Genomic DNA, 24,745 nt, shown 5'->3' on the forward strand with positions numbered 1-24,745 from the left:
CCGAGACGACGGCACCCGACACCATCCAGTCCGACACGGCGGCCGTGGATACGACCCGACCATAAACGAGAACAAGCGGATGCGCAGGGAACCCGAACCGGGCCGACCGGCCTACTGGCCGCTCTCGGTTGGCAGTGGGGGGATATTCTCCAGACGCGACAGGTCCGTATCGTAGGTCTCGTTGATGACCCGAACGAGCTGATCGGCCACGACCCGGTGCGTCACCGCGCTCGGGTGTACACCATCGAGGCTAAAGAACTGGCCGAACGGTTGGTCGGAGTCGCGATCCGGAAACTTCGGGATCAGGTCGTTGGTCGGATCCGGGTCCCCGTCTTCGTTCGTGTAAAGCGCGGCAAACACCGTGTTCGGGTTGAAATACGCCAGGTCGCGTTGCTGGGCCTGCTGCTGAATGAAGGCGTTGTACTGCTGCACCGTCTCGACGATGGTCGACACCTCCGTGAGCGTTAGCACCGGCGTGTCCGCCGCCTGGCAGTCGAGCGTGACGGGCTGTCCAGGATTTTGGATCGCCTGTCCGATCAGGGAAAATCCGTACTCCAACGGCACAAGGGGAGTGAGGCCTGTATCGGGATCCCGCGTGTCGCAGCTGGAGGCCACGTTGAAGTTTTGAGGGAATTGACCCTGCTGGTCCAGCCCAAAGTACACCGGCCCCGGCGAGAAGAATGGGGTAAAGGCCACGTTCGCCACGCCGACCAACACTCCGCCTTGAAGATTACTCCCCGAGGCGAGACTGTCGAGAATGGTCGCATACTGGCTCTCAAACTCACTCGGCGGGGTTACATCGGCGGTTCCGTTCACTGCCGGGCCGAGAACATCGTTGTTGCCGATCCACACCGTCGCGAACGTTGGGTTTGCCTCGCGTGCGACTTCAATCTGTGTCCGGTCTCCGAGCAGGAACTGGGTCAAGGCGTTGGGGCTGGCTCCCTGACTCACATCGTTCGTAATGACGTCGAGCACCGTCGCGCTGGGGACAGCGACGTTGTTTGTTACGAGCGGCGGGGTTCGCTCCCGGAAGGCACACGCGGGGGCATTCGGGGGACGTTGCGGATCGGGGACCCCCTGATCGTTGAAAAAGCTCACCAGCGGGGGCGGGCACCCGGGCGACCGCAGGAGCGGGACCGAAAACTCAGTTCCCATCTGCCGACTGAGGAGAACTGGATAGGCGGCCATCTGGGTCTGCTGGCTAATGCCGCCGGACAAGAAGCCCGCAGTGATGCTGTTCCCGATCGAGACGTACCGGTCGAACAGCGCGTCCTGGTTGGACTGGCGCTGAGGGGTCAGTGTGTCGTCATTGCAGGCCAGCAGCAGCGAGCTTGCCAGCAACAGAAGGACGACCGTTCGGAGACGAGGGACCCGGAGAGAAGAAACCATGGAGAGAAGACGGTAAGATTACAGGGAGAACGTAAGTGTCAAACCGACGAGGTGGGCGTCAAACGAATAAAGTCCTTCGTTCAGCTCAGAGAGCGAGCCGACCTGCTCTCCCACCCGAGCGTCTCGAACGCGTCCCAGACGATCATTCTGCCCGAGATACTGGTAGGCGACGTCTATCTCCAAGAGGTCAACGGGGCGCCAGCCGAGGCCAAGCGTGAACTGGTTTCGGGCGGCCTCCGGGAGAAGGGGCGTGACGGAGGCGTCTGCCGCCGCCGGCGTGTTGTAGAGGTATCCGGCCCGGACCATGAGTTGATCGAGCGCCTGGTACTGCCCACCCACGCGGAAAGCACTCGTGTTGTCGTAGTTGAGAACGCGCTCAGTGTCGAGGGCGTCTTCCTCGAAGTCGAGAGGGATTTCGCCGAGGGTGGACCATCCGGTCCACTGGTAGTCTGCCATCACAGTGAGCCGGTTTGTCGCATCGAAGCTGGTGCCCACCACGAGTTGCGCCGGGAAGGTGATCTCGGTCTCAATGGTCTGGGCGGTCAGGGACCCGTCTCCACTAAACTGACCAGCAACGACATTATCGACCGGTGTGCCGGCCGGAATATTGGGGCCGAGGGCCGTGCGGAGGCGGAGCCCCGTATCGCGCTGCGTGAAGGTGGCGTCGCCACTGAATTCAACAGTGATCGGCGTTGTAAACCGGGCGCCGAACCGAAGCCGATTGGTGGCCCGGACGCCAACTCCAATGTTTCCCCCGAGGGCCGTTTCGTTTGTCGCCTCCAGCTTTGTATCCCCGAAGGCCGTGTGAAAGGGAATCCCTAGCTCGCTGAAGAATACGTCATCGTCCGGGTTGCCGGGCGTGTCCCCTCCACGTGCCCGTTGCTGAGAAAGATCGAGCTGCTGATTGAGCTCTACGGCACTGACGGACAGGATCGGCCCGCCCCCGACAGTGATCCGATCGGTGATCTGGTACGAGATCGTGGGCTGAATGTAAATGGACTGCACGCTATTGTCGTACCCCTCGAAGGCCCCCTCGAAGGTGGGATTCCATTCCGTGCTGAGCCCGTAGGGCACGTAGGTACCAATTCCAAGGGACAGCCGATCGCTTGCCTCGTACGTGGCATATATGTGAGGAACGGGAACGGGATCGTTCTGGAGGTCGGATTCCCGGCCCGTAATTCCGCTCGTGTATGAGCCCTGTGGAGCAATGAGCGTGCCCCCCACACTCACCGTGATCCCGCTCATGTTCGCAATGTTGGCTGGATTGAAGTAGATGGAGGACCCGTCCCCACAGCCGTTTGCCACCGCTGCCCCGGCCCGAGCCATCACGCACGAGCCCTGTTCGTAGACGGCAAACCCCTGCGCCAGCGTCTGGGACGCGCTTCCCAGCCCGGCGACCACGAAGAGGGAGAGAACACTAGTGAGAACCCGGAGCCGAAGAGATCGGTGCATGAACCGAGGAGGAAAAAAGACGTGAGGGCGAATGGACGGGAGCAGGAACGGGGCGCACAAGTGCACTCCGAAAGCGCTCCCAAAAGTTTCAGGCTCCGGTCGTAGCGGAGCAGTGTCGGGACCGTCGGAGCGCTAGGACATGCTCCCCACGTAAAAAGTGTATTAACGCGGGGGGCGAAATGCAATAGGGCGGCCGTCCGCTACGCCCGTGTTCGCCACCGCAGCGTCACCGGCGTGCTGGGCGACAGCAGGACGAGAGACGGGGAGCGGCCTTGAAGCACACGGCCGAGGTCGCCGTAGACGGCCGGCCACCGCACGGTGACGTGGTGCTCCTGCACGCGACACACGGGAGCCTCTGGACGCTCGATGCGGGTGCGGAGCAGCGTGCCGTCCTGGGCGGTGCCAAATCGCCAGTCGGGGCTGAGCAGGGTGCGGGCGCGGGCGTTAGGGGCCGGCACGGTTGGTGGGGGGGCGCCCTGCACTCGGATGCGCTGTTCTCGGCCCCGCCAGTCGAAGCGATACGTGACCTCCACGCGGTCGTCCTGCTCCCGTCGCATGGGCTGCATGGAGGCCACCGCCACCGGCGTGCCATACAGCCACCGGGCGCCCCACGCGACGAGACGCCGCGGCACGTGGGCCTGCGCCGTCCAGGTGCCGTGTGGGCCCGACGGGGCCTCGGCGGGCTGCACGTGCACCCGAAGCTCCACCGCCGGCACCCGACGGACCCCAAGGCCTACGAGGCCGAAGGCCCGGACATTCGTGAGCTCAACCCCCACGAGGCTGACATACGCCGATCCGTCGTACCGGGCGGGGGCGAGGCCCTCGGGAAGAAGGGGGGCCACACGGGCCGGGTCCACCGCGTAGCCCACGACCACTCGGCTGCGGGCCGTGGCCTGGAGAACGCAGCGGGGAGAAAGGGCCGAAAGTGACATCAAGACGCGAGGAGCAGCTCGATCAACGTCAGCAGGTCCCGACCGCAGCCCGCAACGAAAACGGGCGCCTCCCGACGGGGGTCGGGACGCGCCCGGATCCTTCATCGCATGGATGAAGTGGAGGAGGGGGCAGTATCGGTGTCAGTCAGTGTGGGGCTGGAGGTCTTGTCGGCTGTGGCGCTGACGCAGTTTTCGGAGGGCCTTCTCCTTGATCTGGCGGACGCGCTCTCGCGTGAGGTCGAAGCGTTTGCCAATCTCTTCCAGGGTGAGCGGGTGCTCACGCCCGATGCCGAAGTAGAGGCGTGTGATCTCGGCCTCGCGGTCGTGCAGGGCACTGAGGGCACGCTCAATGTCGATCTTGACCGATTCGGAGAGCATCTCCTCGTCCGGCGAGTCGTTGTCCTCGTCCGGCAGCACGTCGAGGAGGCTGTTGTCGTCCTCTTCGTTGAAGGGGGCGTCCATCGACAGGTGGCGACTGGTGTGCTTCATCGCCTCGCGCACCTTCTGGACGTCGATCTCCAGCTCCTCAGCCAGCTCCTCGATGTTCGGCTTGCGGTCCAGGTCCTGCTGCAGCCGGGCGCTGGCCTTCCGGATCTTCGAAATGGTGCCGATGCGGTTGAGGGGAAGGCGCACCACGCGGCTCTGCTCGGCGAGGGCCTGGAGGATGGCCTGCCGAATCCACCAGACGGCGTAGGAGATAAACTTGAAGCCGCGGGTCTCGTCGAACCGCTTGGCGGCCTTGATGAGGCCGTAGTTGCCCTCGTTGATCAGGTCGGCCAGCGACAGGCCCTGTCCCTGATACTTCTTCGCGACCGACACGACAAAGCGCAGGTTGGCACGGCAGAGCTGATGGAGGGCCTCCTCGTCTCCGTCCTCGATGCGCCGTGCCAACTCGACCTCCTCCTCCGGCTCAAGGAGGTCAATTTTCCCAATCTCCTGGAGGTACTGGTCCAGCATCCGTTGTTCGCGAGAAACTTGCATATGGTCCTGTCGGGTTGTGGGTGATGAGCGGTGGCAGTGATGGGGCGCACAGTACGTCCCCGGAAGCGATCAGGGGCAGCCGGGGGAGCGTGCGCTTGCAACCGGGATTAAAGCGGGTGCCGAAACTCAACCGGTGCCGAGTCCACAGAGCATCCGATTTGTGTTCCGCGGAGTCATCACGAGTGACGTAACCGGTTGTTCCGGGGGCAACGGCGCGAAAAGTTGTGGGGATTCCTTTTAGACGGGGCTCAGGGGGCCTGCGCAGCGGCCGCGAGCACGCCATCGGCCACCTCGCGGGTGTCGCTCATGCGGGGCACCTTCGTTTGGCCGCTGATGTCGTCGTTGGTCGCCTGGAGCCAGCGGTAGAACGTGCCCGCGGGCAGGGCCGACACGTCCGGGCCATCCAAGGCACCGCCCTCCCGGCGGATGTAGTAGTGGCGGTTGACCTCCTGCAGGTGTTCGTCGAGGGCACGCTCGAAGGCCGTCAGGTCGGTCGGGGGGTGTTCGAACTCGACGAGCCACTCGTGGCCCGGCTGGGCGCCATTGGCGGCAGGGCGCGGGGCCACGTGATAGTCGGACACGTGGGCGCCGGTCGCCGCGGAGGCGTCTCGGAGGGCTGCCCGCACCTCGTCGCCGTAGATGGCCTCTCCGTATTCGTCGATCATGTCGCTCGTGCGGCCCGCCACGGTGATCTTGTGCGGAAAGGTTTGTGTGAACCGGAGGACGTCGCCCACCTCGTAGGCCCAGAGCCCGCTGCAGGAGGTCACGTGCAGGGAGTAGCGCACGCCGGGCTCCACGTCGGCAATGGTAAGACGGGTCGGGTCGTCGGTGCCCCGCTCGTCGAGCGGCACGAACTCGTAGAAGACCCCGTTGTCGAGGTGCAACAGCATTGAGGGGTCGTCGAGTGTGTCCTGGAACGAGAAGAAGCCCTCGGACGCGCCGTAGGTCTCCACGAAGTCGATGTCGTGCCCCACTTTCTCCTCGATCAGGTCGCGGTACGACCGAAGCGCCACCCCGCCCGAAATAAACACCTGCAAGTTGGGCCACACCTCGCCCACGGTGGTGGCGGTGTCATTGTTACGCTCATTGTGCAGGTCAATGAGCAGGTCGAACAGGTTGAGGGCCCAGGTGGGGACCATTACGAGAAGCCGGATGTCCTTGTCGACCGTGCGCTCGGCGACGGCCTGCAGCTTCTCTTCCCAGCTGGGAAGGAACGTCACCTCGTTGGGGACCGCCTGGAAGAGGGCACGGAAGAAGCCCGGGGCGTTTTCCGCCAGGATGCCGCTGATCTCGCCCGCCTTCGTGCCCGGGTAGTCGGGGTCCTCCTCAACACGACCCGGCAGGGTGAGGTGACTGCCGCCAAAGAAGCGGGGGTTGAGGCTCTCTTTGAGATAGTTCACGCCGGCCCCCACGCTAAACGACCGGTTGTGGTCGATCGTCTCGTCGCTGATGGGGATCACCTTGCCGTCGGAAACGGTGCCGCTGGAGACCGCAAAGTTGGTGATGGTGCCGGGCCACATCACGTCGGCGGCGCCCTGCCGAATTCGCTCTGCGTCGTCCGCGATGTCCGCGTACGTGTGCAGCGGCACGCGCTCCTGGTAGGCCCGCACAACGTCGGATGCCTCGGCAATCTCGGAAAAGTTAAACCGACGCCCCCACTCGGTATCGGCGGCGCGGCGAAGCAGGTGGCGGAGCAGGGACCGCTGCGTGGCGACGGGACGGGACTTGAACTCCTTCACCCGCCGAAGCGGACCCATCCACTGCAGGACAGAACGTACAACGTGGTCCATCGACGGCAGAAAGAACAAACATGAGAGCCGCGTCATGGAAATGCCCAGGAGGGGCATCCCTCGAAACGCCGGAAAATTTCCACAAAAATGGGCCGTGGATCTCATTCCGACAGCCCTCTGTGTATACCTTCACCCAACGAGTGTTCTCCAAAACGGTTTGGTGGATTGACGTTCAGCCACAACACAGTGGGCGAAGCGCAGAACGTTGCCCAAGCGAGCCTTGTAACGAGCCCCGAGGCGAGTGAAGGATCCGTTCTGTACACGAGCCGCGAAGTCGCGGTGCTGGGAGCAAAGCGCCCGGGGACACGAGGAAGGGCCACAGAACGCCCGCCGAACAGCTCCTCAAACCTTCACTTCTTACTCCACGCTCCGTCTTTTGTCCCATGCCCCGCCTGTCGCGCTCCACGCCATCGATGGATCCCGACGCGTTTCCTGCGGACCGGTTTGTGCTTCGCGGAGCCGACTATGCGCTCGACTGTCGGCCCGGCAGTCCGGAGGCCGGGGGTGCCCACGTGATGGGCATTCTGAACGTGACGCCCGACTCGTTCTCTGACGGCGGCCAGTATGTGACCGTCGAGAAGGCCGTGTCGCGGGCCGCCGAGATGCTGAGCGAGGGGGCCTCCATCATCGACGTGGGGGGCGAGTCGACCCGGCCCGGCGCCGATCCGGTCTCGAAAGAGGACGAACGGGATCGCGTGGTGCCGGTCATCGACGCCCTCGCGGACCAGTTTCCCGAGGCGGTGGTGTCTGTAGACACGTACAAGCCCGACGTGGCCCGGGCGGCCCTCGCTGCGGGGGCGGACGTTGTCAACGACGTCACCGGTCTGCGGCACGGTCCGGAGATGGCCGAGGCGGCGGCCGACTGGAAGGTGCCCCTCATGCTGATGCATTCGGCGGGCGAGCCCGGCGACCTCACGCGGCCCCGAGAGTACGCCGACGTGACCGCCGAGGTGCGCGACGGGCTGGCCCGGGCCGTAGAAACGGCCCGCCAGGCCGGCGTGGAGCAGGTCGTCGTCGACCCTGGCTTCGGCTTTGGAAAGTCCGACGCCGAGAACCTTCGTCTGCTCAACGAGATCGACGAGTTGCTGACCCTCAACTGTCCGGTGCTCGTGGGCGTCTCTCGCAAGAGCACGATCGGGGCCACCCTCGGCACGCCCGACAACCCTGCCCCCGTTGACGAACGACTCTACGGGTCCCTCGGTGCCACGGCGGCGGCCGTCACGCGGGGGGCCACCATCGTACGCACCCACGACGTGGCCCCCACCGTTGACCTGCTCAAGGTCCTCGGGGCTACCCTTCGCCAGCGCTAGCACATCTGTGTTGGTGGCACCGCGGTTCCCGTTCTTCTCTTCACATCCGGGCGCATCCCTCCGTGACGGTTCTCGAGATTATCGGCTTTGGGATCGGCGACGCCATCGAGATTGCGGTCGTCGCCTATGTCCTATACCAGCTCTACCGGCTGATGCGCGGGACGATCGCCGTGCAGATCGCCCTCGGCCTCGGGGCCCTCTTCCTGATCCAGTTCGTGGTGGAGCTGGCCGACATGACGGTGCTGACGACCGTCTTCAGCTACTTCAATCAGGTCTTCGTGCTGGCGGTCATCATCATTTTCCAGCCGGAGATCCGGCGGCTGCTCCTGCTGCTGGGCAAAAACCCCATCGTCCGGCGCTTCGTTCGGACGACGGACCAGAGTCAGATCATTGACGAAACGGTGGGGGCGGTGGACGAGATGAGTGAGCAGCAGATTGGGGCCCTCATGGCTTTTCAGCGCAGTACCGGCCTCCGGAGCTACGTCGAGACCGGAAAGCTGCTGGAGGCGGAAGTGTCGCGCGACCTGCTGCTCACAATTTTCTACGGCCAGAACCCCCTGCACGACGGGGCGGTTATTATCAACAATCGCCGCGTGGAGGCCGCCCGGTGCATCCTGCCGGTGTCCACGAGCATGAAGCTGAGCCCGCAGCTCGGCCTTCGCCACCGGGCTGCCGTGGGGCTCACGGAGCAGACCGACGCGTTCGTGGTGGTCGTGTCGGAGGAGACCGGCGACATCAGTGTCTCCCGCGACGGCGCCCTCATCTCCAACATCACCCCGGAAGAGCTGCGCACGTATCTCACGAGTGCCCTCACCGGGCAGTCGACCACCCAGGCCAGTGCGACGACCCCTGCGACGGCCTGAGAGGTTCGGTCTCTTCAACGCTTCGGCTGTTTGTTGCCATGGCTGCGACCCCGTCGGACGATCGGAAATACCGTCATCAGCGCGAGCGGCTCGCCGACACCCTCCGCGAGCGGGGGATCACCGATGGGCGTGTGCTGTCGGCAATCGAGGCGGTGCCCCGGCACGCGTTCGTGGACCCCGCCCTGCGCGACCGGGCCTACGCCGACGAGGCGCTTCCGATTGGGCTCAACCAGACCATCTCGCAGCCCTTCACGGTGGCGTACCAGACCTCGCTACTGGAGGTGGCTCCGGACGATCGCATCCTGGAGGTGGGCACCGGCAGCGGGTACCAGTCGGCTGTGCTCTGTGAGATGGGCGCTCGCGTGTTCTCCGTGGAGCGGCACGAAGACCTGCTCGCCCGGGCCCGGCGCCTGCTCAACGAGTTGGGATACGACGTCCGGACGCGACATGGGGACGGCACGAAAGGCTGGCCCGCCTTCGCGCCGTACGACGGCATCGTGGTCACGGCAGGGGCCTCCGACGTCCCCGCCCCGCTCCTGCGCCAGCTCCGCGAGCCGTCAGAGGAGCACCCCGGCGGGCGGCTTGTCATTCCGGTGGGGGGGCGCGGCGGACAAACCATGACCCGTTTTGCCCGCACCGGGACGGGCCCGCATGACTACGAGCGGGAAGATTTTCACTCGTTCCGCTTCGTGCCACTGGTCGGCGAACACGAGGAGAATGAGTGAGGGCTCCCTTGGCGTTTGACGGCTGTCCTCCGGCGACTGCGGGCGGCCCGTCACCCACGCCCTCGCTCGCAATGGTAAAAAAACACATACAAGCGGGGTGGGACCGCCCGAATAGAGAAACCGCGGCGGCACTGCAAGCTACGGGGCATACACCTGTTCAAGAAGCCAATCAATGTGCCGAGTCCGCATTGCGTGGGCTTCCTCCGCTGGTGCCGACGGTGCGCTGAACTCAGCCCATCGCTCACTCATGTGTGCGGCGTCATGGGCCGCTTGTTGTGCCTCTGGATGCGTGCAGGCCTGAAGGGTAAGGAGTCGCGCGGCTTGGGGCTCGCGCTGAGGCAGGCCGAGCGACATGGCCAGCATGGCCGAGTCGGCGGTGTCGCGCCGGACGCGCTGCCAGGCGTCCGGGGCATCTCGCTGGGCAGCGGCCCAGAGCCGCCCGGCGGCCGTATGGGCCGACGCCGCTCCGGGATCCACCTGTTGTGCACACCAGCGCGCAAACTGCCGGAGCACCTCAGACCGCCGCCGCGTCGAGACGTGATCGATGAGCGGACCCCGCGGGTCGGAACTGAAGGCGTGATGTTCTCCCGTTGCCCGGTCCAACACGAGCGGACGGTGCGTGCGGCTGTCGAAAATGTAGTAGTACTGATCCACCTTTGCGTCCGGCATCTTGGCTGTAGGGGCCTGGCCCCGTTCCTGGTCTCAAGAAGGTTTTTGTACTTCATTGGGCAACCCAGCACTCTCTCATAGGCGGATCCCCGGAGAACGTTCGCCGGTGGGTAACAAGAAGTCGACACCTGCAACAAAGCCGCCCGGCCCAAATATGAGGAAAAACCCCTGTTATTCCCCGGGACTGCACCCAGGGGGCGCCCCCAAGGGCGAGACTGACCCGGATCCTTTCGACTGTCCGTACCGTTCTCGCGTTGTCGTTTGACACGGATCTCTCTGACGATTCTATGAAGCGCCTCAGCAAACACCACATTTTCCCGGCCGTTCTCCTCATTGCCTTCGGGGCGGTGCTTGGCGTGCAGCTCGACACGTACCTGACCGATGAGGACCTGGGCACGCAGCTTGACAAAATGCGGCAGGCCCTCGTCGTCATGAACAAAGAGTATGTGGACCCGCTGGATGCGGCCGACGTGGCGGAAGAGGGCATCGAGGGAATGATCGGTAGTCTCGACCCGCACTCCACGTACATTCCGGCCGACCGGGCCGAAGACGTGAAGGATCAGTATCAGGGCTCTTTTGGGGGCATTGGGATCGTCTTTGAGGTGCCCAACGACACGGCCCGCGTCATCTCGCCGGTGGCGGGCGGGCCCAGTGAGGAGATGGGCGTGATGGCCGGCGACCGCATCGTCGGCATCGAAGACTCGTCGGCCGTCGGGCTCTCGTCCAACGAGATTCAGAACAGCCTGAAGGGAGAGATTGGGACAGAGGTGCGGATTACCGTGTACCGTCCGACGATGGACGACCGCCTCGACTTCACCCTCACGCGCGAGGAGATCGAGACGCAGTCTGTGCGGTCGCCGTACATGGTCGACGAGCAGACCGGGTACATCAACATCACCCGGTTCACCATGAAGACCCACGACGAATTTCGGGAGGCCGCGTCGACGCTGCTCGACCAGGGCATGGAACGGCTCGTTCTCGACCTTCGCGGCAACCCGGGTGGCGTCATGCGCTCCTCCTGGCAGATCGCGAATGAGATGCTCGGGGAGGAGATGACGATCGTGGAGACGAAGGGGCGAAGTGAGCAGATGAACCGCACCATCTCGGCACGGCCCGGGGGCATGCTCGCAGACCAGCCCATCATCGTCCTGGTGAACCGCGGGTCGGCGTCGGCGAGCGAGATTCTGAGTGGGGCCCTACAGGACCACGACCGGGCCTTCATCGTGGGCCGACGCACCTTCGGCAAGGGGCTCATTCAGAAGCAGTTTGACCTCGGCGACAAGAGCGTCTTACAGATGACCGTGGGCCGTTACTACACGCCGGTGGGCCGTCTCATTCAGTCGCCCTACGAGCGGGGCGACCGGGAAAACTACTACCAGGACAAGTTCTCGACGATCAACCAGGCGACCTATCACCTGAACGACTACCGAGACAGCATCCCCGACTCGCTGGCCTACCAGACCGACCACGGCCGGACGGTCTTTGGCGGCGGCGGCATCCTCCCCGACTACGTGGTGCAGCCGGACACCACGGCGCTGACCCACCTCGTCCAGAGCGGGCTCGACTATGCCTTCGCCCGGAAGTACTTTACGGAGCATGAGACCGACCTTCGGGAGACGTGGCAGGAGCGCCCCGAGGACTTCCAGGCCTCCTTCAAGCCGTCCGAGGACATGATTGACGCCTTCTGGTCGTTTGCGGGAGAGAACGGCGTCGAGATCACAGAGAACCCGGATTCGGTGAACACGTCCGAGCGCGTCTACGCGGCGCAGACGGCCCAAGAAGAGAAAGATTTCGTGGCCACACGGGTAAAGGGCTACCTGGCGCGCCTGATGTACGGGCGTGGGGTGGCACGTCCCATCTTGAACCGGGCCGATCCGATTTTCCAGGAGGCGATGTCACTGTGGTCCTCTTCGCAGGACCTGGCGGCCTACCATTCGAAGACGGCCGCGCCTTCGATCCAACAGAACTAGTGCTGATGGCCGGACGTGTCCAGGCCGCCCGCCGTCACGCATCAACGGGCGGACCGGGAGGGGGCCGCCGCCCTCTCGGTGCTACTGCGCGCGAGTGCGTCCCAGAGCAGCTCGGCGGGGTGCTGGGCCGTGCGGGCCGTGACGTCCTTCACCTGAGAGCGGCATGAGAAGCCGGGGGCGGCGATCCGAGTGTCGGCGTCGGTCTGGCGGACGGCGGGGGCGAGGCGAAGCTCGGCCATCTGCTTCGAGACGTCGACGTGTTCGGCCTCGTAGCCGAAGGCGCCCGCCATGCCGCAGCACCCGGCATCTACGGCGTGCACGTCGTAGCCGGCCAGGGAGAGGACCTCTTCCGTCGCTGTCGTCCCGATGAGGGCCTTCTGGTGGCAGTGGCCGTGCAGCAGCACGTCTTGGCCGCGGCCCCGCCACTCCACGTCGTCCAGCGCCCCGGCCTCGGCGCGCTCGGCCATGTATTCCTCGAAGGTGTAGGCGACCTCGGCGACGGCCTCGGCGCGTGAGTCGTCGGGCAGAAGGTCCAGAAACTCGTCCCGGAGGGTGAGGATGGAGCTGGGCTCCAGCCCCACGACGGGCACGCCCTCCTCGGCGTACGCGTGTAGCGCGTCGACCGTCCGGCGGGCACGGCGCTTCGCCTGCGGAACGAGCCCCTTCGACAGGAGCGTGCGCCCACTCCCCACGGCCGCCGGGGGAAGTTCGACGCGGTGGCCGGTGGCCCGCAGCACGCGGGTGGCCGCCTGGAGGGGCGCCGGCGTGTGGTAGGCGTTGAATGCGTCCGGAAAGAGAACGACGCGCGGCTGCCTCAGGCCGTCCCCGGCCACGGGCGCGTTCCGGTCCTGGCTGCGGAACCACTGGCGAAACGTTTCGCGCGCAAACGGCGGCAAGGGGCGGTCCGCACTGACGCCCAGTATGGCCTCGCCTGCCTTGCGGAGGGCCGACTGCTCGCTTGCCCAATTGACGAGGGACGCCAGGGGCGTGCCGCTGATCCAACGGGCCGCGTCGGGCTGACGGGCGAACAGGCGGGTGCGGAGCGGCATCCCGTTGTCGTCCCAGTAGTGGTGGAGCCACTCGGTCTTGATCTTGGCCATGTCGACGTTGGACGGGCACTCCGTCTTGCAGGCCTTGCACTGGATGCACAGGTCCATCACCTCGTGCATGTCGTCGCCCGTCATGGCGTCCTCCGAGAGGTCGCCGGCCAGGGCGCTGCGAAGCGCGTTGGCGCGCCCGCGGGTGGAATCCGGCTCCTCGCGGGTGGCCATGAAGCTGGGGCACATGGTGCCGGCCCGCAGCTTGCGGCACGCGCCGTTGCCGTTGCACTTCTCGATGGCCCCGGTAAAGCCGCCGTCCTCCGAGAAGTCGAGCTCCGTGCGGAACGGGTCGGTCTCGTACTCGGGGCCCATCCGCAGATTCTCGTCCATCGGCGGCGCGTCGACGACCTTGCCGGGGTTGAGGATGCCGTCCGGGTCGAAGAGTGCCTTGGTCTCTTGGCAAAGCCCGTACAGGTCCTCCCCGAGAATCTCCGGGTTGGCCCACCCGCGAGCAACGCCGTCGCCGTGCTCCGAGGAGACGACGCCCCCGTACTTCTTGACGAGGTCGAGCGACTCTTTTGCGATGTCCGTCATCTTCTCCACCTCCGTTTCGTCTTTGGTGTTGACAAAGGGGCGCACGTGGAGGCAGCCGGCGGAGGCGTGGGCGTAGTAGGCGGCCCGTGTGTCGGTGGCGTCGACGAACGTGGAGAGCTCGTCGATGTAGTCGGCCAGGTGCTCGACGGGCACGGAGGCGTCCTCGATGAAGGCCCACGGCTTGTAGTCCCCGTCCACGCCCATGAGCAGGCCGAGGCCCTCTTTGCGGATGGACCAGACGTTCTTGATTGCGTCCGGATCGGTGACGCGAACGGTGGCGTAGCCGCGGTTTGCGTCCGCCATGGTGTGTTCGAGGGTGTCGAGGGCCGCGTCGATCTCGGCGTCCGAATTGGCGAAGTACTCGGTGATGAGCACGGAGCCGGGCGTGCCCTCCAGAAAGGTGAGGCGCTCGGCGTAGCCGGGCGTCTGCTGGGTGCGCTCGATGGCGACGCCGTCGAACAGCTCGACGGCCGACGGGTCGGTGTCTAAAACGGTGGTGACGGCCCGCAGTGCATCATCGCGCGACTCGAAGTGGACCACCCCCAGTCCGGTGGTGGCGGGCTTCGCCACGAGGTCGCAGGTCAGCTCGGTCGTGACGGCCAGCGTGCCTTCGCTGCCGCACAGCAATTTGGCGAGATTGGGCTCGTCGTCGAGCAGGGCCTCTAGGCGGTAGCCGTTGTTGCGGCGCCAATGGTCTGGGGTGTCTTCCCGAATCGTCTTGCGGCCGCCGTCGGCCAGCAGCGCCTTCAGGCCGCGGTAGATGGCGCCCTCCAGCCCGTCGTTCCGCATCTTGTCTTGCCAGGTGGCCGGATCGGTGGGGCCGACGGTCGTTTTTGTGCCGTCGGCCAGCAGGACCTCGGCCTCGCGGACGTGGCGAATGAAGTTGCCGTACGCGATGGAGTGGGTGCCCGTGGAGTTGTTGGCGAGCATGCCGCCGAGGGTGGCGCGGTTGGCGCTTGCGGGGTCGGGGCCCACCATGAGGCCGTGCTCGGCGGCGGCGCGGTTGAGCTCGTCCAGTGTCACACCGGGCTCTACGCGAGCGGTTTGCGCCTCCGGGTCAATCTCAAGGATGCGGTTGAGGTGATTCGTGAAGTCGATCACCAGGGCCTCGTTGACGCCCTGCCCGGCCAGGGAGGACCCCCCCCCGCGGGGCAGGACCGGTACGCCCTGCTCGTGTGCGACCGACAGGGCCGTCTGGACGTCCGTCTTCGTCTCGGGGACGAGGACGGCAACGGGCACCATTGTGTACATGCTCGCGTCCGTCGCGTAGAGCGCCCGCGTCATCTCATCAGTGTGGATCGTGCCCGAGATGCGCGGACGGAGGGTGTCTGCGAGCGTCTCCGTCTGTGTGGACGGGGGGGAAGGAGCAGGCATGCGGGGACGGGATGTGGTCGAGGAGGGAAGGGGGCATGCGGGGAAACGAGGACGCCCAAGACGCTACGGACCTTTCTCCGTGAGCCTTTTTCTGCGTCCCCTCTGCGTCGCCGAGGTATAGCCGCCGACATTTCGCTGTGTGTACAGTGCTCGACCCAGTGTTTTTCCTGGGAGTACTTCCATGCGCGCCCCCGTCGGCTGATTCGATTGTCAATCCAGTATTCCAAGATCATGTGATTCTGTGGCCCGAGCCGACCGGCGCGGATGCAAGAACGGCCACACAGGCATGATAGGGGCCTTTCCGGCACCCCACGATGGAAAGGGGAGCCAGAGCCTCTTCGAGTGATGCGAAAACCGCCCACAGAAGTCGGTTTAGATCTCGAGCACGCTGCCCCAGTCGGGCCGGTGCACCTCCGTCTCGGGGTGGTCGGCCTCGATGTGCTCGGCCATCCAGGTCTGGGCCTCCTCGTCGCCGTGGACGAGAAGCACCGTCTCCGGATCCATGCGGTCGACGAGAGAGAGAAGGTCGCGCCGGTCGCTGTGGCCGGAGAAGCGAAAGCGCTCGACGGTGCAGTAGACGGGCTGTGGGCCGTGGCCCTCCGCCAGCATGACGGGGGCGCCGGGCTCCTTCGCGGCGGCGTCCTGCAATCGGCGAGCGGGGGTGCCCTCCGCCGGGTGCCCTACCAGCAGCACGGCGTCCTCCTCGTTCTCCACAATCCGGCGGGCGAGAATGTTGGACAGGGTGGGCTCGATCATCATGCCACTGCTGACGACCATGATGCCGGGGCCGTCCAAAATCTCGCGCTTTGCCTCTGCCTCGTAGGGCACCCGTTCCTGATCGACAGCGTACACCTCGTCGCGGGCGTCGACGCGAGGCGTGGTGTCGCGGGTCTCGTCGTACACTTCCGCGATGGCCCGCATCGAGCCGGCCGTGTAGATGGGCACGTCGGCGGGAATGGCGCCCTCCCGCTTAAGCTGGCCGAGCAGCACCAAGATCTCCTGCGCCCGGCCCATCACGAACACGGGAATCAGCGCGGTGCCCCCCCGCGCAAGCACCTGGGCGAGGGTGTCTTTGAACCGCTCGCGTTCCTCGGGACGACTGGTCGCCGCGGCCGCGGGCTCGGCCCCCTGGGTCGTCTCCAGAACCATCACGTCTGTCGTCTCCGGATATTCCCCGCCCGGAAGGATGGTCTGGGCTTGCATGTTCGTGTCGCTGGTGTAGAAGAGTCGCCGCTCGCGGCCCCATTCCTCAAACTGAAGCTCGACCCCGGCCGAGCCGAGGATGTGCCCAGCCGAGAAGAAGCGTCCCGTAACCGACGACGTTCCCTTCGGCCCCGTCAGGTCGAACGCCTGCCCGAGGTCATGTGTGAGGTAGAGGTGCTGCAGGACCTCCAGCTCGTCCTCGGTGAAGAGCGGCTCGTGAGACGTCTCGCCGCGGTCCCGGCGCTTTTCCTGGAGGCGCGCGGAGGCCGGCAGCAGGATGTCGAGTAGCTTCTTCGTCGCGTCGGTCATGTGCGCCATGGCATGCGGGAACCGGCGCACAAGGACCGGCAGGCTGCCCATGTGGTCGTGGTGGGCGTGCGTGATGAGGGTGTGGTCGACGTAGCCGTCGGCCCGGTCGCGCACCCAGTCGAAGCGGGGAAGAGCGTCGGGGCCGTCGCGCTGCGGGTCGGTGCCTGCGTCCAGGACGAGGCTGGTGCCATTGAGGTCGAGATAGTGGCAGCTCGCGCCGATGCCGTCCGTGTCGCCGAGGGCGAGAAATTTCATGTGGGGCGTGCAATCCGGAGGGGGTGAGGGAAGGAAACAAGAGCCGTCGGCAGTGGACGGACGCGTGAGGGAGGCACTCTCTACCGAAAGTGCTCTTCCACGAGCGGGGAGAGACCCGCGAGGCTGGAGGTGTACGGCTGGCAGACGTCACGCGAGGCCGGCCTCGGCCTTTCGGGCGTCCTTGTACGCTTCCCAGTCCGCCAGAAAGCGCTCCAGCCCACGGTCGGTGAGGGGATGGTCCAGCAGGGCAAGGAGGGTCTCGAACGGCATGGTGGCCACGTCGGCGCCGGCCAGGGCCGCGCGCTTCACGTGGGTGGGGTGACGAATGGAGGCCGCCAGCACCTCGGTGTCGAAGTCGTAGTTGTCGTAGATCTGCACGATTTCTTCGATCAGGCCTACGCCGTCGGAGGAGAGGTCGTCGATGCGTCCGATGAAAGGGCTGATGTAATCGGCCCCGGCCTTCGCCGCGAGGGTGGCCTGGGTGGGAGAAAAACAGAGGGTGCAGTTCGTCTCGATGCCCTCCGCGTCGAGGGCCCGCAGGGCCTTGATGCCGTCCTGGGTCAGGGGAATTTTCACGACCACGTTCTCGTGGACCTGATGCAGCCGGTGCGCCTCCTCGATCATGCCGTCGACGGTGGTTGCTGTCACCTCGGCGGACACGTCGCCGTCCACAGTCTCGCAGATGGTGAAGACGTGCTCGTGGAAGTCGACGTTGCCTTCGTCCTTGACAAGTGAAGGGTTGGTAGTCACGCCGTCGAGGATCCCCATGTCGTTCGCTTCCCGAATTTCGTCCAGGTCGGCCGTGTCAATGAACAATTTCATGGTGGATGCGGCGTTGGTCGAAGGAGGGGGGCGGTGGAAGAGAGCCCACGAATTCTACAGGAGTGTCTCCTAACGAGCGATCGACGACGGAGTTTAGGCACGGTTCAGAGGACCCCCGAGAGAGAGGCCCGTGCGAAGCCACTCGTCGTGACATCGCCCGGTTTGTTTTCTACGTTACACCCGGCATGCACGCCCCAATGCTCTCGCCCGTTGTTCCGCACAGATCCCGTCCGAAATGCATCTTTGTCTCTTCGAAGACCCACATGTCGCCGGCCTTCGTCCCCTCGTCGAAACGCGGGCCGCGTACGACCTGCGACTGGGGGGGCGCACCGTGTGGGAAACCACTCGGGACGCATTCGGCCCGTCCGGGCTGGTGCTCCATGCCCGCCCGCTCGTCGCCGAGGTCACGCGCCAGGCACATCCGTCGGCCACCGTCAATACGCTGCCGGATGGGGCCGATGTGCTTTTCGTCAACGGGCGGTACGTGGCGGCGGACGACGAGTCGCTCCATCGGTTGAGGGAGGCGCCGGACCGGGCGGAGGCCCGCGCGTTCGTGAAGGGGGACATCCTGGTGGCGGCGTGGGTGCCGGACGCAGCGGCCCGCCTGCCCGACGAGATCCTCGCCCCGTCCGCCCTGGCCTCGGACACGTTCGGCGATTTGCCCGCCACGACCCTCGACGACGCGACACTTTTGCGGCGGCCCTGGGACCTGCTCGACACCCTGCGCCCTGCCCTCGCCCACGACGCCGACGCACTGCCCGATCCGCAAGCCCAGCCGCCGCTCTCGAAACGCCCTCGCGCAACGGTGCACGAGAGCGTCATCGGTGTGCACGACGCACAGATTCATCTCGGAGCGGGCGTCACGATCAAGCCCGGGGCCATCCTGAACGCGGAGGACGGCCCCATCGTCCTGGGCCCGGACGCGACCGTCCATGAACAGGCTGTGGTGCGCGGGCCCTGCTATTTTGGGCCGAAGACGCAGGTTAAGATCGGGGCGAATGTGGCGGGCGCTGCCACGGGGACCTGGTGCAAGATTGCCGGGGAGGTGCACGACACCATTCTGCAGGGCTTTTCCAACAAGAGCCACCCGGGCTTCCTGGGGCATTCGGTCCTGGGCCGCTGGTGCAACCTGGGGGCAGACACCAACAACTCCAATCTCAAGAACGACTACGGGACGGTGTCCGCCTACGCGCCGGACGCGGAGCGCTTCGTCGACACCGGCCGCCAGTTTGCGGGCCTGTTCATGGGCGACCACTCCAAGTGCGGGATCAACACCATGTTGAACACCGGCACGGTCGTGGGGACGAACTGCAACCTGTTCGGCGGCGACTTCCCGCCGCGATACGTGCCGCCGTTCTCGTGGGGCGGGGCGTCGGGCCTCACGACGTACCGGCTCGACAAGGCCTGCGAGGTGGCCGAGCGCGTGATGGGTCGCCGCGACACGCCCTTCACCGACGCCGACCGGTCCCTTCTCACCGCACTGTTCGAGCGCACCCGGGCCGAGCGGGCCGATCACCACGGCTGAGGGGGCGGCACGGCTAGCCGCCGACCGCTTGCACAAGAAGCCAGGCGTAGAGCGCCTCGGCGGCGAGGGCGGGGAGCAGGTAGACAAAATGATAGCGTGGCGCGTCGGCGGTGCCTCCGTACACGCCGAACGTCCGCCCAAAGCTAAGCAGGGGCACGAGGCCGAGCACGACGTAGAGCCCAAGGCCCCACAGCGCATGCCGGTCCCGGGTCGTATCGGCCGGACGGTAGGCGGCGCGCACCTGTCCGAACAGGGGGGTGCGGACGACCCGCAGGGTATCGTTCCCGGTGAGTCGCGCCCCGAGCTCCATGCCGACCGTCACCGTGCCTGCGCAGCCGGGGCGGGTCGTGAACAGAAGGCGGCGCCCCGACTCGCCGCGCTGCTCCAGGCACTCCGGCCGGCCGGGCCAGCCCACTGAGACCTCGACGCCGTCGGGGCTCAACCAGGACGGGTGGACGGCACGACGGTACGAGATGCCGGTCTCCTCCGCCCCGGGCAGGGCGAGGTCCACGGCCAGCAGCAGGCTTAGCCCCACCGTGGGCACCGCGAGCACGCGAATGCCGCGGATGAGTCCCTGGACGAGTGCGCGTCGGCCGACCGCCCCGTCGTAGCGGCGGCCTCGGTGTCGCGGGTCCCGTGTCGTCATGCGTCGGAGGTAGGAGTGGGCGCGGCGTCCGGGTCGAGGTGCACCACCGCGGCCTCCGTGGCGCGGCCGTCCTCTACGGTGAGCCGGAGGCACGTTTTCTTCTGGTGAAAGCCCTGCTTGCCGGCGGCGCCGGGGTTGACGTAGAGCATGTCGTCGAGGGCCGCCACGCGCTCCACCCGCAGAATGTGACTGTGCCCGCACACCAGCAGGTCGGGCGGGTCGGCCTCCAGTCTCGCCCCCATTCCGTCCTGCCAGCGCCCGGGCCGCCCGGCGATATGGGTCATCCACACGTCGAGGCCGTTCACCGAGAACCGCTGGTGCTCGGCGAGCCGCCGGCGAACGGAGGCGTCGTCAACGTTGCCCCAGACGGCCGTGACGGGGGCCACCGCCTCCAGCCCGTCCAGGATCGCCGGGTCGCCCACGTCCCCGGCGTGCAGAATCCGGTCCACGCCCGCCAGGTCGTCCGCCAGGTTGGGGTGAAAGTAGCCGTGGGTGTCCGAGAGGAGGCCGAGGGTGGTCACGGAGAGGGGAGGAAGGTAAACAGGGATCGACGGCGCAGCGCCGCCCGGAACCAGTGCGCAATTTAAAAAGCCCGAGGCGTGAGGGGCGACGTGTGAGGGATGAGCAGTTCGTCTGCTTGCTCGCATCACGCATCACGAGCCATGCATCACGCCTCAGGAGACCATGCAAACATTCCGTCCGATCCGGGTCAGGGGCTGCGTTCCAAACACCGGTGTCTTACAGCGCGGCCGTCTCGCCGGCCCCGAAGACGCGGGTGTCGTACCCGGCTTCGTCGAAGGCGTCCTCGAACGCATCGAGGTCCGTTTCGAGGGGCGGGAAGGTGTCGTAGTGCAGCGGAATGACCAGCCCCGGTTCCACCATCTCCGTGGCGTGAAGCGCGCCGTAGATGCCCATCGTGAAGACGTTGCCGATCGGGGCCAGCATCACGTCCACGTCCCACAACTCGCCCACCCATTTCATTTCCGCAAAGGGGGCCGTGTCGCCGGTGTTGTAGATCACATCCTCTCCCAGTTCCAGCACGAAGCCGTTGGGGACGCCGCCGTAGGAGCCGTCGGGGAAGGACGAGCTGTGCCGTGCGTGGGTCGACTCGACGTGGCCCCAGTCGAATTCCACACTGCCGCCCTCATTCAACGGCTGAATGGCGTCGTGGCCATACTCCTGCTGGACGTACTGGGTGATCTCGAAGTTGCTGATGACAAGCGGCTCGCTGGCCTGTAGCACCGCCTCAGCATCGGAGAAGTGGTCGAAGTGGGCGTGCGTGATCAAGAGCACGTCGGGGTCGAGCGCCCCCGGGTCGGTTTCGGTGTGCGGGTTCTCGGAGAAGAACGGATCGAAGAGAAGCGTCACGTCTGCCGTTTCGATCTGAAAGGTGGAGTGCCCGAAGTACGTGAGGTCCATGACGGTCGGTGTCGTCTCGTGGAGTCAGGATGATGGAACGAATCTGCGCGATGGAACGGGCGGTGCCACCCGCCCTGTTTCACGCTGCGAAACGAAGCGCGTGAGTGGAGGCCGCGACCGCCGCGGGGCGCTACTTCAGAAGCACCATCCGGGCCGACTGGATGCCCTCGGGCGTTTCGAGGCGGGCAAAATACGTCCCGCTGGGCAGTCCGTCCGCGGTCAGCGTCTGTTCGTGGTAGCCGGGCTCGTGGACCCCGTTGGCGAGGGTGGCGATGCGCTTGCCGGACAGGTTCCAGATGGTGAGGGTGACGGGCTGAGCCTCCTCGACCTGGTACGCAATCGTGGTAGACGTTTTGAAGGGATTTGGGAAGTTGCCGACGAGGTTGACTGCGCGCTCGGGCGCCGGCTCGCCCCCCAGCCCGATCTTTATGGTGCCTGTGCTGCGTTCGGCGTCGGAGGTGGAGGAGGCGTACCGAACCCGATAGAAGATGATCTTCCCGGGAACGTTGTCGTCCGTGTACGTGAACTCCTGGGCCTGCCCCGACGCCGTTTCGGTCTCGGAGGGACGGACGTGGTCCACGGGCGTGAACGATGTGCCATCGAGGGAGCGCTCGATGACGAATTGTCCCGCGTCTACGGGGCTCTCGGGGGCGACCTGGGCCTCCCAGCGGAGCGTAACGGAGGTGCCGTCGGTGTGGGCCTGTAGCCCTCGCAGGGGCGGCTGGAACGACAGGTGCGAAGGGACGCGCCGGGCGCCCGTTCCCCAGTCAAGGTTGGTCGGCGGAGGGGCGTTGAAGCTCAGGCGGAGCGGCCCGGTGTCGGGGGGCCCCGAAACGGCGTAGGGGCGCTTTCGCTGTCGGCGAATCGTGGATGGGGCACGGGCAGACGGCCAGATGCGAAGCTCGTCGAGCTGCCCGGCAAAGCGCTGGGCGGATGCGGTCCCGCCCCGTTCGGGCTTGGGTTGCCGGCGTCCCCCGAGGGCCAGGGGAAGAGTGCCGGAATGCCCGGGGAGGGCTTCGGCCTGGGCCGAGTCGACCCCCACGCCGTCGAGCATGAGGTGGAGCCGGGACTCGGACGCGTCATACACGACCGCGGCGTGGTGCCACTGCCCGTCGGCCACGGGGCCGGTGCTTCGAAGGGACTGATGACGCCCGGCCTGCCCGCAGTAAAAGCGGAGACGTCCGCCCGAGTCGATCACGAATTCGAGCGGATAGGGCGTCGCCTCGTCGCCCGTCCAGGAAGACAGGACGATCCGATCGAGACCGGTGGTCCGTAGCCAGAACTCGACAGTAAACGAGCGGCCTCGGTGCGGCGCACGATCCGCGGGTACTTGGAGAATCGGCGGTTCCGTTGCCCCAGTCAGGTCCAGGGCCTGGTTCGGTCCCTCCGGGCGGGGCGGAGGCGCGCGCTCGACGACGCGGGTGCGCCGGTCTGCGGGACGCATCCGCCGGGTCACTGTGTCTTGGGCCGGGGCGGGGCCTGACGTGACGAACGGGGTGAGGTGCCACCGCTGAGAACTCAGGCGACGGCCGGCCTGCACGTGCACCACCAGTTCGTGCGGACTTTGGATTTGGGCGTCCGTCGTCAGAAACACGGTGCCGTCCCTTTCGCCCGCTTGAAGGCGTATGGGAACGGACGTCGTTCCGTACCGCAAAAGACGAGCATCCTGCACCGCCCAGTCGTCTGGAAGCTCGAGCCGGACGCCGTCGATCGGGGAACTCGGATCGAGGGTCTCGAATAGATTGACTCGCGGGGTCGGAGCCCGTGCCGCCGGGGTCCCATCGTCCTCTTGGGCATACGCGGGGGAGGGGCCGCCCCCGGCACCGAGTGCCCCGACGAGCAAAATAAGACAGAGTGCGCGGGCCATGACCACGTGTTGAATTGCGGCTGTTGCCCCACTCCACAGGGGGGCCGACGTGCGGCCCAAAGGCCGTTTCCGGAATCTACGGCTGAAACCAAAGTGGTGTTATCATAACGTTTCATTTCGTGAACTACAAATGAAGACCCTTGCCTACCGATGGCCGATCTTCCCGAAGACCTGAGTGGTGTTGGCACCCATCGTGGAAATGACCCGGCGTCCGAGACCGGGCAAACCGTCCGCTCCCCGACGGGGCCGGATCCAAACGCGACCGAAGCGCAGCCGGCCCCGGCCCTGTTCGTGGTGGTGCAAGCCGCCTCCGGAGACCGGCTCTCGATCCGGGCCCACTCTGCCCGTGCCGATGTGTCGGCGCCCGAGGATGGGGAAGAAGTGGGGCGGTACCGCACGGTCGAGGCACTCCGTCGGGGGCTTGCAGGCGTGGAGATGGACGCGGACGTGGCGGTGTTCGAAGATGCGGAGGCCGACCGCGTACTCGTGGAAGACGACGTGTCCGCCGATCATGCCTGGATTGGAAAACCGCGCTATCCGCGGATTACCCTCTTCCAGGATTCCGATGCGGCCCACGCTTTCGCCGAGGCCCACGACCGCCCGACGCCCCACCCCTAATGAACTGTGACCCGCCGGTCGTTCTCGCACAGCGAGCTCCCGTCGGGCGTCCGGCCCGGAGCGCTAGCATTCCATCCGTTCGCAAAGATGGTCGCGGAGGGCCTTCCGGGCCCGGTGGAGCCGAACCCGCACGTTGACCTCCGTCAGGTCGAGCTGCTCGGCCGCCTCCGCCGTGGACTTCTCCTCCAGATCGCGCAGCTGCACCACGCGCCGGTAGTGGTCCGGCAATTCCTGAAGGGCGTCGTGGACGATTTGCTTTCGTTCGGACCGCTCCACCTCTCGCCGGGTCCCGACGGTCGTCTCCTCCTGATCGACCTGCAGAAACTCGATGGTTTCGTGTTCGAGGTAGTTGTACCGGTCGCTCTTGCGGAGGTGGCCGTACGCGAGGTGCTTCGCGATGGAAAACAGCCAGGTCGACACTGACGCCTCGCCCCGAAAGTCCTCGATCTGGCGGTAGGCCTCGGTGAAGGTCTCCTGAACGATGTTTTCCGCCTCGTCGGCGTCCTCGACCAGCTTGAGAACAAACCGACGCAGGCGTTCCCGCTCCTGTTCGAAGAGGCACCGGAACGCGTGCTCGCTGCCGGCCTTCAGGGCCTCGATGGTGGGGTCGTTGGCGGTGCAGGGCTGGGGGAGTTCCATGGGAACGGGCGGGGCAGGTGGAAAAAACACGAGTCCTTGTCTCCGTCGTCTTGGTAGTCTACTTTGGCCCCGGCGTAGAGTTATCACAGAAGTCTAACACGGGGATAAGATTTCGACGACACATTGGTCTGTTCTGCCCCAGCCCGCTTGAGGAATCGGTATGTCGATTCGTTGCGTCGTTGTCTCGCTCCTGCTGTGCGTCGTGCCCATGACCGCTCCGGCCCAGTCCGAGTCTGTTCGCGTGCGAGACCTCGGGCTGGCCCCTGGGCTCTTCGGGCCCGGAGCCCACAACGCCCTGACCGACGTGGCGGGCGTGCAGGTGGGCCATCGGACGCTGCGTGAGGGCGACTCGG

The 24,745-nt window shown here is 65.9% G+C and carries 20 protein-coding genes and 1 pseudogene; 7 read left to right on the forward strand and 14 right to left on the reverse strand.

The window, feature by feature from the left end:
* Positions 1–111: 111 nt before the first annotated feature.
* The 5 genes from V5A20_RS05495 to V5A20_RS05515 form a co-directional block, all read right to left on the reverse strand.
* On the reverse strand, positions 112–1,389 hold the full coding sequence (locus V5A20_RS05495) for an SGNH/GDSL hydrolase family protein (protein WP_332326886.1): 1,278 nt from the start codon (positions 1,387–1,389) through the stop codon (positions 112–114).
* A gap of 18 nt (positions 1,390–1,407) precedes the next feature.
* Entirely contained in the window at positions 1,408–2,841 is a 1,434-nt protein-coding gene (locus V5A20_RS05500; RefSeq protein ID WP_332326887.1) for an OmpP1/FadL family transporter, read from the reverse strand.
* 200 nt (positions 2,842–3,041) lie between these two features.
* Entirely contained in the window at positions 3,042–3,773 is a 732-nt protein-coding gene (locus V5A20_RS05505) for a DUF2071 domain-containing protein (protein WP_332326888.1), read from the reverse strand.
* A 141-nt stretch (positions 3,774–3,914) separates the two neighbouring features.
* Positions 3,915–4,754 (reverse strand): sigma-70 family RNA polymerase sigma factor, encoded by an 840-nt coding sequence (locus V5A20_RS05510; protein ID WP_332315399.1) that lies wholly within the window; start codon positions 4,752–4,754, stop codon positions 3,915–3,917.
* A 248-nt stretch (positions 4,755–5,002) separates the two neighbouring features.
* Positions 5,003–6,544 carry a GH3 auxin-responsive promoter family protein gene (locus tag V5A20_RS05515; protein ID WP_332315398.1) on the reverse strand — a complete coding sequence of 514 codons (1,542 nt, stop codon included), beginning with the start codon at positions 6,542–6,544 and terminating at the stop codon, positions 5,003–5,005.
* A 383-nt stretch (positions 6,545–6,927) separates the two neighbouring features.
* Between V5A20_RS05515 and folP the strand changes: the two genes are divergently transcribed.
* From folP to V5A20_RS05530, 3 genes are all read left to right on the forward strand, one after another.
* Positions 6,928–7,854, forward strand: a complete 927-nt coding sequence (gene folP / locus V5A20_RS05520) for a dihydropteroate synthase (protein WP_332315397.1) — start codon at positions 6,928–6,930, stop codon at positions 7,852–7,854.
* A gap of 62 nt (positions 7,855–7,916) precedes the next feature.
* On the forward strand, positions 7,917–8,717 hold the full coding sequence (cdaA, locus tag V5A20_RS05525) for a diadenylate cyclase CdaA (protein ID WP_332315396.1): 801 nt from the start codon (positions 7,917–7,919) through the stop codon (positions 8,715–8,717).
* Positions 8,718–8,755: 38 nt separating this feature from the next.
* A complete protein-coding gene (locus tag V5A20_RS05530; RefSeq protein WP_332315395.1) occupies positions 8,756–9,442 on the forward strand; it encodes a protein-L-isoaspartate(D-aspartate) O-methyltransferase in 687 nt (228 codons plus the stop codon).
* A gap of 138 nt (positions 9,443–9,580) precedes the next feature.
* Here V5A20_RS05530 and V5A20_RS05535 read toward each other — a convergent pair whose 3' ends face one another.
* Positions 9,581–10,111: a hypothetical protein gene (locus V5A20_RS05535; RefSeq protein WP_332315394.1), complete on the reverse strand. Its 531-nt coding sequence runs from the start codon at positions 10,109–10,111 to the stop codon at positions 9,581–9,583.
* Positions 10,112–10,398: 287 nt separating this feature from the next.
* Between V5A20_RS05535 and V5A20_RS05540 the strand changes: the two genes are divergently transcribed.
* Entirely contained in the window at positions 10,399–12,081 is a 1,683-nt protein-coding gene (locus V5A20_RS05540) for a S41 family peptidase (protein ID WP_332315393.1), read from the forward strand.
* A 41-nt stretch (positions 12,082–12,122) separates the two neighbouring features.
* Here the strand turns inward: V5A20_RS05540 and V5A20_RS05545 are convergent, their stop codons facing one another.
* From V5A20_RS05545 to fsa, 3 genes are all read right to left on the reverse strand, one after another.
* Entirely contained in the window at positions 12,123–15,089 is a 2,967-nt protein-coding gene (locus V5A20_RS05545; protein WP_332326889.1) for an FAD-binding and (Fe-S)-binding domain-containing protein, read from the reverse strand.
* Between the two features lie 372 nt (positions 15,090–15,461).
* Complete coding sequence (locus tag V5A20_RS05550) at positions 15,462–16,856, reverse strand: MBL fold metallo-hydrolase (RefSeq protein ID WP_332315391.1); 1,395 nt, start codon at positions 16,854–16,856, stop codon at positions 15,462–15,464.
* 147 nt (positions 16,857–17,003) lie between these two features.
* Positions 17,004–17,678, reverse strand: a complete 675-nt coding sequence (gene fsa, locus V5A20_RS05555; protein WP_332315390.1) for a fructose-6-phosphate aldolase — start codon at positions 17,676–17,678, stop codon at positions 17,004–17,006.
* Positions 17,679–17,913: 235 nt separating this feature from the next.
* Between fsa and V5A20_RS05560 the strand changes: the two genes are divergently transcribed.
* A complete protein-coding gene (locus V5A20_RS05560; RefSeq protein WP_332315389.1) occupies positions 17,914–19,203 on the forward strand; it encodes a GlmU family protein in 1,290 nt (429 codons plus the stop codon).
* Positions 19,204–19,216: 13 nt separating this feature from the next.
* Here the strand turns inward: V5A20_RS05560 and V5A20_RS05565 are convergent, their stop codons facing one another.
* The 4 genes from V5A20_RS05565 to V5A20_RS05580 form a co-directional block, all read right to left on the reverse strand.
* Positions 19,217–19,849, reverse strand: coding sequence for a hypothetical protein (locus V5A20_RS05565; RefSeq protein ID WP_332315388.1), 633 nt, complete (start codon positions 19,847–19,849; stop codon positions 19,217–19,219).
* Positions 19,846–20,370, reverse strand: coding sequence for a metallophosphoesterase family protein (locus V5A20_RS05570; RefSeq protein WP_332315387.1), 525 nt, complete (start codon positions 20,368–20,370; stop codon positions 19,846–19,848). The genes V5A20_RS05565 and V5A20_RS05570 overlap by 4 nt, the downstream gene beginning before the upstream one ends.
* Positions 20,371–20,587: 217 nt before the next feature.
* Entirely contained in the window at positions 20,588–21,268 is a 681-nt protein-coding gene (locus tag V5A20_RS05575) for a metal-dependent hydrolase (RefSeq protein WP_332315386.1), read from the reverse strand.
* A gap of 130 nt (positions 21,269–21,398) precedes the next feature.
* A complete protein-coding gene (locus V5A20_RS05580; RefSeq protein WP_332315385.1) occupies positions 21,399–23,135 on the reverse strand; it encodes a LamG-like jellyroll fold domain-containing protein in 1,737 nt (578 codons plus the stop codon).
* A 150-nt stretch (positions 23,136–23,285) separates the two neighbouring features.
* On the opposite strand from V5A20_RS05580, the gene V5A20_RS05585 reads away from it, so the two are divergent.
* On the forward strand, positions 23,286–23,753 hold the full coding sequence (locus tag V5A20_RS05585) for a hypothetical protein (RefSeq protein WP_332315384.1): 468 nt from the start codon (positions 23,286–23,288) through the stop codon (positions 23,751–23,753).
* Positions 23,754–23,816: 63 nt separating this feature from the next.
* Here the strand turns inward: V5A20_RS05585 and V5A20_RS05590 are convergent, their stop codons facing one another.
* On the reverse strand, positions 23,817–24,392 hold the full coding sequence (locus V5A20_RS05590) for an RNA polymerase sigma factor (RefSeq protein ID WP_332315383.1): 576 nt from the start codon (positions 24,390–24,392) through the stop codon (positions 23,817–23,819).
* 160 nt (positions 24,393–24,552) lie between these two features.
* Here V5A20_RS05590 and V5A20_RS05595 point away from each other — a divergent pair.
* Positions 24,553–24,745 (forward strand): annotated as a pseudogene (locus V5A20_RS05595) (P1 family peptidase); the annotation flags it as partial.

It is taken from the genome of Salinibacter sp. (assembly GCF_036626415.1).
In the GTDB taxonomy this organism is placed as follows: Bacteria; Bacteroidota; Rhodothermia; order Rhodothermales; family Salinibacteraceae; genus Salinibacter.

Excerpts from the sequence above, each read along its gene's own strand:
- V5A20_RS05495 (WP_332326886.1), bottom strand. The coding sequence starts at position 1,389 with ATGGTTTCTTCTCTCCGGGTCCCTCGTCTCCGAACGGTCGTCCTTCTG.
- V5A20_RS05500 (WP_332326887.1), bottom strand. The coding sequence starts at position 2,841 with ATGCACCGATCTCTTCGGCTCCGGGTTCTCACTAGTGTTCTCTCCCTC.
- V5A20_RS05505 (WP_332326888.1), bottom strand. The coding sequence starts at position 3,773 with ATGTCACTTTCGGCCCTTTCTCCCCGCTGCGTTCTCCAGGCCACGGCC.
- V5A20_RS05510 (WP_332315399.1), bottom strand. The coding sequence starts at position 4,754 with ATGCAAGTTTCTCGCGAACAACGGATGCTGGACCAGTACCTCCAGGAG.
- V5A20_RS05515 (WP_332315398.1), bottom strand. The coding sequence starts at position 6,544 with ATGGACCACGTTGTACGTTCTGTCCTGCAGTGGATGGGTCCGCTTCGG.
- folP (WP_332315397.1), top strand. The coding sequence starts at position 6,928 with ATGCCCCGCCTGTCGCGCTCCACGCCATCGATGGATCCCGACGCGTTT.
- V5A20_RS05530 (WP_332315395.1), top strand. The coding sequence starts at position 8,756 with ATGGCTGCGACCCCGTCGGACGATCGGAAATACCGTCATCAGCGCGAG.
- V5A20_RS05535 (WP_332315394.1), bottom strand. The coding sequence starts at position 10,111 with ATGCCGGACGCAAAGGTGGATCAGTACTACTACATTTTCGACAGCCGC.
- V5A20_RS05540 (WP_332315393.1), top strand. The coding sequence starts at position 10,399 with ATGAAGCGCCTCAGCAAACACCACATTTTCCCGGCCGTTCTCCTCATT.
- V5A20_RS05545 (WP_332326889.1), bottom strand. The coding sequence starts at position 15,089 with ATGCCTGCTCCTTCCCCCCCGTCCACACAGACGGAGACGCTCGCAGAC.
- V5A20_RS05550 (WP_332315391.1), bottom strand. The coding sequence starts at position 16,856 with ATGAAATTTCTCGCCCTCGGCGACACGGACGGCATCGGCGCGAGCTGC.
- fsa (WP_332315390.1), bottom strand. The coding sequence starts at position 17,678 with ATGAAATTGTTCATTGACACGGCCGACCTGGACGAAATTCGGGAAGCG.
- V5A20_RS05560 (WP_332315389.1), top strand. The coding sequence starts at position 17,914 with ATGCATCTTTGTCTCTTCGAAGACCCACATGTCGCCGGCCTTCGTCCC.
- V5A20_RS05565 (WP_332315388.1), bottom strand. The coding sequence starts at position 19,849 with ATGACGACACGGGACCCGCGACACCGAGGCCGCCGCTACGACGGGGCG.
- V5A20_RS05575 (WP_332315386.1), bottom strand. The coding sequence starts at position 21,268 with ATGGACCTCACGTACTTCGGGCACTCCACCTTTCAGATCGAAACGGCA.
- V5A20_RS05580 (WP_332315385.1), bottom strand. The coding sequence starts at position 23,135 with ATGGCCCGCGCACTCTGTCTTATTTTGCTCGTCGGGGCACTCGGTGCC.
- V5A20_RS05585 (WP_332315384.1), top strand. The coding sequence starts at position 23,286 with ATGGCCGATCTTCCCGAAGACCTGAGTGGTGTTGGCACCCATCGTGGA.
- V5A20_RS05590 (WP_332315383.1), bottom strand. The coding sequence starts at position 24,392 with ATGGAACTCCCCCAGCCCTGCACCGCCAACGACCCCACCATCGAGGCC.